General features: G+C 61.5%; 2 protein-coding genes. Both read left to right on the top strand.

Translation table 11 applies throughout. From position 1 onward, the window contains the following. The coding region (corA, locus tag BP858_RS03885; protein WP_286878897.1) for a magnesium/cobalt transporter CorA at positions 1-1000 on the top strand (1000 nt) is incomplete at its 5' end. Positions 1001-1254: 254 nt separating this feature from the next. Next, on the top strand, positions 1255-2253 hold the full coding sequence (corA, locus tag BP858_RS03880) for a magnesium/cobalt transporter CorA (RefSeq protein ID WP_286878896.1): 999 nt from the start codon (positions 1255-1257) through the stop codon (positions 2251-2253). The last annotated feature ends 213 nt before the right edge of the window (positions 2254-2466 follow it).

Here is a 2466-nt window from a genome sequence, read left to right as displayed (position 1 = left end):
CACCGGCGATACCCCCGCAAGGCCGGTCTCCGTCACAGTCGTCAACTACGACGGGTCCCGCCTTGACGAGCAGATCAGGGCACGGCCCGAGGACTTCCAAAGCCTTATTCTCCGCCCGACGGTCACCTGGATCAACATCGACGGCGTCCACGAGACCGGGATGATCCAGGCAATCGGGGAGGCTGCCGGGATCCACCCGCTGACCCTGGAAGACATCACAAACACCCGCCAACGCCCGAAGGTCGAGGACTACAGCGAGTATCTCTACGTTGCAGTCCGGATGCTCGCTCCCGACGGCGACGGTGAGTTCTGGAGCGAACAGGTCAGCCTTGTGCTCGGGAAAGGGTACGTCGCATCGTTCCAGGAGCAGCCGGGGGATGCATTTGAGCGCATCCGGGAGCGCCTGCGTGCCGGGGCGGGACGGCTCAGGAGCGAGGGGGCGGATTACCTCTTCTACGTCCTGCTGGACACGATCGTCGACGGGTATTTTTCCGTGATCGAGGCATTCGGGGAACGCATCGAGGCGGTAGAGGAAGAGGTGGTGGCAGATCCCGACCACGAGACCCTGCAGGTGATCTACGCCTTAAAGCGGTCTCTGGTTGCTCTCCGGAGGGCGGTCTGGCCGCTCCGCGACATGGTGGCAGAACTCGAACGGGGAGAGTCCCCTCAGATCCGGGAACCGACACTCGTCTACTTCCGAGACGTCTACGACCACACCATAGAGGTCGCCGAGACCGTGGAGACTTACCGTGAGATGATGTCCGGGACCCTCGACGTCTACCTCTCAAGCCAGAGCAGCCGGATGAACGAGATCATGAAGGTCCTCACTATCATCGCCACCATCTTCATCCCGCTCACCTTCATCGCCGGGGTCTACGGCATGAACTTCGCGTACATGCCGGAGATCAGCCATCCCTGGGGCTACCCTCTAGCCCTCGCCTCGATGGCGGCCGTCGCGGGGGTGATGCTCCTCTACTTCAGGAAGAGAGGCTGGATCTGATCCGCAGAGGCCTCGGGGAGGGGCTCCCGGTGAGACGGGAGCCTCTCTTCCCCTCCTGTCTCGTTCATCGGGGGAGAGCGGGGGGATCGGCCCGGCGGTGGCGTTTTATACCATGGGGCGAATGCTCCCTCCCGGAAGTCACCCCGGATCCGGCGGAGCAGGCGCTCGCGTATCGGGATATCCCGATCGAATGCGAGAGGGCGGATCAGCCCCGGGTGGCCCCCATCTCCGGGGCAAACAGTCCGGAGGTGAAGATGCAGCCGGAAGAATCCTGTCAGATACTACCGATCCGGGTGATGGACTACACGGAGGACCGTATTGAGGAGCACGAATGCATCGAACTCACGAAGGCCTGGTCGTGGATCAGCCGGGAGACGGTCACCTGGATCGACGTCGTCGGGGTGCCGGAGCATGACGAACTCGTGGTGCTGGGAGAACAGGCAGGCATCCACCCGCTCACGATGGAGGATATCACAGTCCCTGACCAGCGGCCGAAGGTAGAAGAGTTCGGAACCTACGTCGCCGTCATCGCGAGGATGCTCTCGGAGAGAGACGGCAGGGTCGCAAGCGAGCAGGTCAGCCTGATCTTCGGGGAGAACTACGTCATAACGTTCCGCGAGCAGCCCTTCCAGGTCTTCGAACTGGTCAGGGGACGGCTCAGGAACGAACTGAGCGTCCTCCGGGGCATGGGACCGGATTATCTCACCTACGCGCTCCTTGACGCCATCGTGAGTGTTTACCTCGCCATCCTCGACACAGTCGACGACCGGGTGGAAGACCTCCAGGGCAGGGTTCTGGCTTCCGCGGACCCGCTTGCCTTAAAACAGATCTACGAACTCAAGGAAGACCTCCTGACCATCCGGAGAGCGGCCGTTCCGGCACGCGAGGTTCTTGGGTCGCTCGCAAGCCGGGAGTTGAGCCTTGTCCGGAGGGAGACGATCCCGTACTTCAGGGACACATACGACCGGTGCATCCAGGCGGCAGAAGTTGCGGAGTATACCAGAGATACCCTCTCCGGCGTGATGGATCTCCACACCTCGAACCAGAACAACCGGCTCGCCGAGATCACGACGATCCTCACCATCGTCGCGAGCATCTTCATCCCTTTAAGTTTCATCACCGGGTTTTATGGGATGAATCTCAGGAACATACCGCTCGAAGACTCGCCCCTGGGGTATCCTCTCGTCCTCCTCCTCATGCTGGGTGTCGCGTTCGCGATGCTCCTCTACTTCAGGAAGAAAGAGTGGATCTGACGCTGATCCCGGACGGTTCCCGGCAACCGGCAGCGCGTGTTGCCGGAGAAACCCCAGGACCGCGGTGGCCGCCGCTTTGCACGGAAACAATCATTTATGACCGTGCGCAGAGTATCACCTGCTGATAGCATCATGAAGGATAGACTCACGGACTCTCTTGCTACGGCGATAGAGCACGGCCGCACCGGCCTCGATGCGAGGATGCAGGCACTC

The organism is Methanoculleus sp. UBA413, assembly GCF_002502935.1.
Classification (GTDB): Archaea; Halobacteriota; Methanomicrobia; order Methanomicrobiales; family Methanoculleaceae; genus Methanoculleus; species Methanoculleus bourgensis.
This window is presented reverse-complemented; position numbering and strand designations above follow the sequence as displayed.